This is a genomic window from Paenisporosarcina sp. P4_E4_2 (assembly GCF_056401595.1).
Map to the genome: position 1 here is coordinate 1 of NZ_JBFUJC010000155.1, position 7,263 is coordinate 7,263.

Here is a 7,263-nt window from a genome sequence, read left to right on the forward strand (position 1 = left end):
CTTATACCCCTTATACCCAGTGCCGCACGATGACGTGTACCAAGCTCTTTCGAAATGAATGGACTTTCAGATAACGGCAAATAACAGGCAGCAGCCGCTATTTTATTTTTTTGCATAATAACCGCTCCATCATGAAGTGGCGTATTCGGTATGAAAATATTAATCAATAATTCCGATGTAGTTTCAGAGTTCATTTTAATACCCGTTTCAATGTACTCCGTTAACCCTGTCTCGCGTTCAATCGAAATCAACGCACCAATTCGGCGTTTTGCCATATAGCTTACAGATTTCGTCATGGCTTCAATTAATCGATTTTGCTCTTCTGCTTCTTGAAGGCTCGTGCGGGCGAATAATTTACCTCGACCTATCTGTTCGAGTGCACGTCTTAGCTCCGGTTGGAAAATAATAATAATGGCAAGAAAGCCCCAGTCAATGATTTTTTGCATCATCCAACCAAGTGTATCCAATCCAACTGTTTGCGTTAGCACCCGGACAATGATGATTACAAAGATTCCTTTTAATAATTGGACCGCTTTCGTTCCTTTTATCAAAGTGAAGATCTTATAAATGACAAACCACACGAGTAACACATCAAGTATATTAACGAGCACGTTTACCGGCGTCAAATCGGTGAATTGGTCAATAAACGGCATGTGGCATCCCCCACTTTTCATCACATATTCATATGGAATCAGTATAACATAAACATCCAGCCTTCTGCCTAATAGCGCAACGCTTCAAGCAAGATTGACACTTATAGCGCATGGATTTTGGCCTATGCGTGTTTTGGGGACTTCTATTCGCTCTTATTCCATTTCTATTCGCGTTTCATTGACTTCTATTCGCTTTTCCACAACTTCTATTCGCGTTCACATATTTCGCAGCCGGAATCACGTCCTATCTCCTACCTTTCAATAGGGACAAAGCAAAAGCCCACCCTCAACGGGTAGGCTTATTTATCTTAGTTTCCATCAACAAGCGACGTGACGTCTTTTGCGCCTGCTTTAATTTTATACCAAAGCCAATCAAACACTTGATTGATTTCTTCTATTTCACCTGTCACATTGGCTGTTGAGGCCATATACTGTCCATTGATTACCGTCACATTCCCATCTACTTCTCCATCAATTTGAAGGTCACCATTTTTGACAACCAAGTCCCCTTTGACAATCTCTCCTGCAGGAACGATTACTTTTTCTCCTTCAACCACAAGGTTTGGTTGTTTTGTAAACGAGAAATGTTGGTCATCGTTATAACTGGAGAAGAGTGAAGCACTCATCAGAATCATAAACAAGGCTGCAGCAGTCAGTAATGGATGGCTGTGGAACCAGCGTTTCATCCCAACTTTTGATGTTTCTTTTGGCAAACGTGCCGTCACRCCTTCCACAAAACCATTCGGTGCTGTAATATGTGAAGCGCTCTGAACGAACGCAGCGACTTTGCTTAACTCATGCATGTGCTGCTGACAAGACGGACAATTGATTAAATGGGTTTTGAGCTCCTGCTCATGTTCAACACTGATGTCGCCATCCAAATATTCATGCATATAGTGAACGATATGTTCTGGACATTTGTTCATCGTGAATCCCTCCTACATGTTACTCAATTGCTTTCTGAGCGCTTCGCGCCCTCTGTGGATACGGGTTTTCACAGTTCCAAGTGGCATTTCCAAAATGTCACTGATTTCCTGGAGCGGCAAATCCTCCATATATTTCAGTACAATCACTGCGCGGTACTTATCCGGCAAGCGACTGATTTCATATTGGACACGGTCTTGCATTTCCATTTTCATTACCTGATCTTCCGGCAATTCTTCTGAGGCAGCGATTTGCGAGTACATATTCAAACCTTCTGTACCTGAAACCTCTGCATCCAAGTAATAATCCGGTTTCTTCTTTCTTATACGGTCGATACACAAATTGGTTCCAATTCGGTACAACCAAGTTGAAAATTTTCGATTTGTATCAAACGTATGGATGTTAATGAAGGCACGAACAAATGCTTCCTGTGCGATATCCTCCGCTTCATGCATGTTTCCAAGCATACGAAAACATACCCGATATAATTTATCTTGGTATAGCTCGACAATCTCCGCGAATGCATTTTGATCGCCTTTTAATACTTCTTTTATTCGTTTGTTGACCAAAGCATCCATGGTGATTTCCCCTCCGCTCATGCGGCTGTCTTACTTATACGGATTAAAGTTGAGACAGGTTTCATCTTTTTTATCAATACCTAATATTATATCAGAAATATTTCAAGATACTTACAATTAATTAAAAACTTACCTATAAGTTGACGGCCATTCATTTCAATTAGTGGCATGAAATAAATACAAAAACAGTTCAACCATAGCATCATATGCCAGGTTGAACCGTTCGATATTAACTTATAATAATTTTTCGCCGAATAGTGAGCCCATCAAAGCTACAGCTACATCCGCTGTTTTATTTTTCTCATCAAGAATCGGGTTAACTTCTACGAATTCAGCTGATGTGATTATGTCTGCAGAATACAGCATTTCCATCGCTAAATGACTTTCGCGGTAACTGATTCCACCCGGTACAGGAGTTCCCACACCTGGTGTATAAATCGGATCAATTCCATCTAAATCCAGTGATAAATGGACACCATCTACTTCACGATCTTTTAAATACCACATAGCTTTGTCCATAACTTCCGTCATTCCAAGCTTATCGATATCATGCATCGTGAACACTTTGATGCCTTTTTCTTTAATTAACTCACGCTCACCAGGATCAATTGAACGTGCGCCGATAATGACAACATTTTCAGGCTTGATTTTTGGTGCAAATCCACGAATATTCACCAATTGTTCATTGCCCAATCCAATACTTACTGCAAGTGGCATTCCGTGAATGTTACCAGATGGAGATGTATCTCCCGTATTTAAATCTGCATGCGCATCGTACCAGATAACGCCTAGATTTTCATAACGATCGCCTAAACCAGCCAATGTGCCAATGGCAATACTATGATCTCCACCTAGAATAAGCGGGAATTGACCATTTTCCATAACATCATGGATTTTATTAGCTAAAGTTGTACTTGCATCTGTTACTTCTTTTAAGTTGCGTAAATTTGTATTAGTTGGAGCAGTTTTTTCTGCCGCTGCAATTTGGATATCGCCTTCGTCTGTTACCGTGTGACCAATCTCTTCTAAACGTTCAACAACGCCAGCGTAACGAATCGCACTCGGTCCCATATCAACCCCACGACGATTTTGCCCCAAATCCATCGGTACCCCAATTAAAGATATATTTAATTTATTCATTATTTTATACCTCCCCATTTACTTAGGTCTATTGTAAATGAAGAGGTACACTTGGCTCAACCGCACATCATTTTGAATATTTATTCATTTTTTCTTGCAACCCTTTGTTGACGCTGGCCCACTCTTTGTCAATGATTGAGTAAACAACGGCATTGCGCGGTTTTCCAGTCGAGCGAATTCGTTCATTTCGTAAGATGCCTTCTTTTTGGGCTCCGAGTCGTTCAATCGCTTTTTGAGACTCCACATTTTCTTCATCTGTTTTAAATTGAACGCGAATCATGCCAAGCGTTTCAAAGGCATATGTGAGCAGCAGCCACTTAGCTGTCGTATTGATATGCGTTCGTTGAAATGGTTTGCCATAAAAAGTACCGCCTATTTCACATGTTTTATTCGCATGGTCAATGTTATATATACGTGTAGAACCATACAGTTCGTCCGTTTTTGAGTTCGCTGCAACAAAAACAATTGTCGAATCAGTTAATTGCATATCTTCATAGCCGGAGCTCATCCACTTTTCAAACTCTTCCATATGTTGAAATTTATTAAGCATAAAAGTAAACGTTTCGAACGTTGTCAGTTTCCACAGTCTTTCAATATCGGATTCTTGCATCGGTCGTAACGTCACATCATCATGCATTAATAAAACGCTCATATTCCACACTCCCAACAACTTTTACACTATCATACAAAAGTTTTTCCAATATATACAGACTGTGGTCTGAAAATTGTGTTATCTTCCGCTTGTTCCATCGCATGGGCAGTCCACCCGACAATTCGAGCCACACTGAAGGTAGGTGTAAAGAGTGCCGGGTCCAAATTAATGGCACGCATGATGGCCGCTGCATAGAACTCGACATTGGTATACAGCTTGCGGCCAGGTTTATGTTCATTTAACAGATGAATTATTTCTTTTTCAGCAAAAGTAGCAAGATCAAGCCATGCATCTTCTCCTTGAAGTGATAAACATTTTTCACGAAGCACAATCGAACGCGGATCTTCCGTTTTATAGATCCTGTGACCGAACCCCATGATGCGTTCTCCTCTAGCTAGCTTTTCTTCTATGACTGCACGCACTCCTTCGGGAGACTGCATCTCATCCAATAAATCAAGCACCCCTGAAGGAGCACCTCCATGTAAAGGACCTTTCATCGTCCCTAGTGCAGATACAATTGCAGATGGAATATCAGACTCCGTTGAGATGGTGACACGTGCAGCAAACGTCGATGCATTCAAGCCATGCTCCATTGTTAATAACAAATACGTCTCAAGCGCTTCCACTTGTGCAAGTGTTGGGGATATCCCTGTTAACAAGTATAAAAAATTGGCTGTATGTCCGAGATTATCAAGTGAAGACAAAGGCTCCAATCCTTGTTGTCTTCGATAATAAAAAGCAACGATTACCGGAAGAGCAGCTGTTAAAATAACCGATTGTTCATATATTGATTTTCCCAGGAATGACGGGGTTCCGTAAGCCGAAACAGCTACCTTCAATACATCCATCACTTGTAAATCAATGGGCAATTGCCCCAGTAGGTTTAGTACATGTTCAGGAAGTACTCTTCCTTCTTTCAGTAATGAGGAAACTGGTTCCTTCTCTCCTGTCCATAAAAATGTGGACAACTGTTCAAATGTTGCATTTGGGATGATTTTATCCACAAGTTCTCCACGGTAGCGCAATTCACCTTTGTCTCCATCGACCGATGCGATTTTCGTGTGAACGGCCACCACGTCTTTCAAACCTTTTTGAAACATACTGATCGCCTCCTATAAAAGAAGTATACGTCGGCAAATTGATTATAAAAATTAAATAGTTATAATTAACTTAATTAATTTTCTTAATAGAGGTGTTTGTTATTGAAATTCAATGGATAAAAACATTCAGTGTGGCTGCCAAGACGCTTAATTTCCGAAAAACTTCCGAGCAACTTTTAATGTCACAACCGRGTGTTTCCGTGCACATTAAATTGTTGGAAGAATTTTTAGGAATTTCTTTATTTGAACGTAGCAAAAACCGGGTTACGTTATCGGATGCCGGCAAATTATTTGTGGATAAAGCAGACAAACTCCTTCAACAATATGAAGAAAGTATCCAAACCATTCATGCTTACAAACAGGGGTTTAGAAGGAATTGGACCATTGCCATTTCTCCGTTGTTGGCAGAAACCATATTACCTCATATCCTGCGTTCATTTATGCGGCAACATCCAGACTTAGAAATCACGATTCGCGTGGAAGAATCGCACCTCATCGAAGAACTTGTGGATAAAGAAGACGTACATTTGGGGATATCCGCATTAAATTCGACTTATAAACATATTGAATCGATTCCAATTTTTGAAGAACCTCTTCTTTTCATTGCTCCTGTGGATATCTATGATGATGAAAGTGGGCCTGCGTACGATGAAATGGAGTTTTTACAAACTTATACACTGTTTACCCACCATCACCCCGTGTTTTGGGATGACGTGTTGATAAAGTTAAGAAAACAAGTAACCGGCTTGCGTTCCATGAAAGTCTCTCAAGCACATATCACCAAACGTTTTATCCAGGAAGGGCTCGGTATCTCATTCCTGCCTCACTCTATTGTCAGACGTGAACTACTGGAGGGCAGATTGAAGAATGTCCATTTTGATTTATTTGAATTACCTAAAGTCACGACTTATGTTGTCATAAAGAAACAAGCGGAATTGGAGAAAGAGTTCATTCAGCTCTTGTCGTCGCATTATTTTGGATAAACATGATTTCAGAAAAACAAAAAAAGATGTTTGGAATATAAATATTCCAAACATCTTTTCAATTATGGAGCCTAGCGGGATCGAACCGCTGACCTCCTGCGTGCAAGGCAGGCGCTCTCCCAGCTGAGCTAAGGCCCCGAAAAAAAATTAAATAAAAAAATGAGCCATGTAGGATTCGAACCTACGACCCTCTGATTAAAAGTCAGATGCTCTACCAACTGAGCTAATGGCTCGTACAAGTGTTATGGCTGGGGTACCTGGATTCGAACCAGGGCGTGACGGAATCAAAATCCGTTGCCTTACCGCTTGGCTATACCCCATTAGTAAAATCGAAAAAATGGTGGAGGGGGGCGGATTCGAACCGCCGAACCCGAAGGAACGGATTTACAGTCCGTCGTGTTTAGCCACTTCACTACCCCTCCAAGGGTAAATATATAAAAATAATGGTGGAGGATGACGGGCTCGAACCGCCGACCCTCTGCTTGTAAGGCAGATGCTCTCCCAGCTGAGCTAATCCTCCGGTAAAAAGAATGAAAAGCGGCGTATTTCGTTGTCAACTCACGCATTCATTTCAGTCACGTACTTTTGTACGCTCCTTCATTCATTCGTTCGTTTCCTAGAACTACTTGTGCTTTTGATCCTTTTTACGAACTGGTTAAAGTTACGTAAAAAGAAATTCATGGTGACCCCTACGGGATTCGAACCCGTGTTACCGCCGTGAAAGGGCGGTGTCTTAACCGCTTGACCAAGGGGCCGATATGTATGATAAACGAGTACTGTATTTTTGGAAAAAAGCTTCCAACCGGGCTCGAACCGGTGACCTCTTCCTTACCATGGAAGCACTCTACCTGCTGAGCTATGGAAGCAAGAAGAAAGTAGTGGCTCCGAAGGTAGGACTCGAACCTACGACCAATCGGTTAACAGCCGATTGCTCTACCACTGAGCTACTTCGGAATAAAAGTATAAATAAAAAAGCCTAGCGACGTCCTACTCTCACAGGGGGAAACCCCCAACTACCATCGGCGCTAAAGAGCTTAACTTCCGTGTTCGGTATGGGAACGGGTGTGACCTCTTTGCCATTATCACTAGACTTTTTTTTGAGTGTTTGTTCACTCAAAACTGGATAAACGGGTCATTGAAAACCATTCAAATTCATTTTGGTTAAGTCCTCGATCGATTAGTATTCGTCAGCTGCACACGTCACCGCGCTTCCACCTCGAACCTATCTACCTC

Annotated in this window: 7 protein-coding genes, 8 tRNA genes and 1 rRNA gene; 1 reads left to right on the top strand and 15 read right to left on the bottom strand. The window is 41.5% G+C overall.

Going from position 1 to position 7,263, the window contains the following annotated elements; translation table 11 throughout:
• The 6 genes from cdaA to AC1DSB_RS11620 form a co-directional block, all read right to left on the bottom strand.
• Positions 1-653, bottom strand: a 653-nt coding sequence (gene cdaA / locus AC1DSB_RS11595; RefSeq protein ID WP_477586762.1) for a diadenylate cyclase CdaA, incomplete at its 3' end; no start/stop codon positions are given.
• 308 nt (positions 654-961) lie between these two features.
• Entirely contained in the window at positions 962-1,579 is a 618-nt protein-coding gene (locus AC1DSB_RS11600) for a zf-HC2 domain-containing protein (protein WP_477531895.1), read from the bottom strand.
• Between the two features lie 12 nt (positions 1,580-1,591).
• A complete protein-coding gene (gene sigW / locus AC1DSB_RS11605; RefSeq protein ID WP_016429490.1) occupies positions 1,592-2,155 on the bottom strand; it encodes an RNA polymerase sigma factor SigW in 564 nt (187 codons plus the stop codon).
• A gap of 234 nt (positions 2,156-2,389) precedes the next feature.
• Positions 2,390-3,295, bottom strand: coding sequence for an arginase (gene rocF, locus AC1DSB_RS11610; protein WP_477531896.1), 906 nt, complete (start codon positions 3,293-3,295; stop codon positions 2,390-2,392).
• 67 nt (positions 3,296-3,362) lie between these two features.
• Positions 3,363-3,947, bottom strand: coding sequence for a GNAT family N-acetyltransferase (locus AC1DSB_RS11615; protein ID WP_477531897.1), 585 nt, complete (start codon positions 3,945-3,947; stop codon positions 3,363-3,365).
• Between the two features lie 29 nt (positions 3,948-3,976).
• Positions 3,977-5,047 (bottom strand): citrate/2-methylcitrate synthase, encoded by a 1,071-nt coding sequence (locus tag AC1DSB_RS11620; protein WP_477531898.1) that lies wholly within the window; start codon positions 5,045-5,047, stop codon positions 3,977-3,979.
• Positions 5,048-5,139: 92 nt separating this feature from the next.
• Here AC1DSB_RS11620 and AC1DSB_RS11625 point away from each other — a divergent pair, with 92 nt between their 5' ends.
• Positions 5,140-6,030 carry a LysR family transcriptional regulator gene (locus AC1DSB_RS11625; RefSeq protein WP_477586763.1) on the top strand — a complete coding sequence of 297 codons (891 nt, stop codon included), beginning with the start codon at positions 5,140-5,142 and terminating at the stop codon, positions 6,028-6,030.
• A gap of 65 nt (positions 6,031-6,095) precedes the next feature.
• Here the strand turns inward: AC1DSB_RS11625 and AC1DSB_RS11630 are convergent.
• The 9 genes from AC1DSB_RS11630 to rrf all read right to left on the bottom strand — a co-directional run bounded on the left by AC1DSB_RS11630 (position 6,096) and on the right by rrf (position 7,120).
• Positions 6,096-6,168: transfer RNA gene (locus tag AC1DSB_RS11630), tRNA-Ala, on the bottom strand.
• A gap of 22 nt (positions 6,169-6,190) precedes the next feature.
• Positions 6,191-6,263: transfer RNA gene (locus AC1DSB_RS11635), tRNA-Lys, on the bottom strand.
• A 12-nt stretch (positions 6,264-6,275) separates the two neighbouring features.
• Positions 6,276-6,350: transfer RNA gene (locus tag AC1DSB_RS11640), tRNA-Gln, on the bottom strand.
• 18 nt (positions 6,351-6,368) lie between these two features.
• Positions 6,369-6,452 (bottom strand) — tRNA-Tyr (locus AC1DSB_RS11645).
• A 22-nt stretch (positions 6,453-6,474) separates the two neighbouring features.
• A tRNA-Val gene (locus AC1DSB_RS11650) sits at positions 6,475-6,550 on the bottom strand.
• A gap of 160 nt (positions 6,551-6,710) precedes the next feature.
• Positions 6,711-6,785: transfer RNA gene (locus tag AC1DSB_RS11655), tRNA-Glu, on the bottom strand.
• 38 nt (positions 6,786-6,823) lie between these two features.
• Positions 6,824-6,896: transfer RNA gene (locus AC1DSB_RS11660), tRNA-Thr, on the bottom strand.
• A gap of 13 nt (positions 6,897-6,909) precedes the next feature.
• Positions 6,910-6,984 (bottom strand) — tRNA-Asn (locus AC1DSB_RS11665).
• A gap of 20 nt (positions 6,985-7,004) precedes the next feature.
• A 5S ribosomal RNA gene (gene rrf / locus AC1DSB_RS11670) occupies positions 7,005-7,120 on the bottom strand.
• Positions 7,121-7,263: the final 143 nt, after the last annotated feature.

Coding starts and splice junctions, on each gene's coding strand:
- sigW (WP_016429490.1), bottom strand. CDS start 2,155: ATGGATGCTTTGGTCAACAAACGAATAAAAGAAGTATTAAAAGGCGAT.
- AC1DSB_RS11615 (WP_477531897.1), bottom strand. CDS start 3,947: ATGAGCGTTTTATTAATGCATGATGATGTGACGTTACGACCGATGCAA.
- AC1DSB_RS11620 (WP_477531898.1), bottom strand. CDS start 5,047: ATGTTTCAAAAAGGTTTGAAAGACGTGGTGGCCGTTCACACGAAAATC.
- rocF (WP_477531896.1), bottom strand. CDS start 3,295: ATGAATAAATTAAATATATCTTTAATTGGGGTACCGATGGATTTGGGG.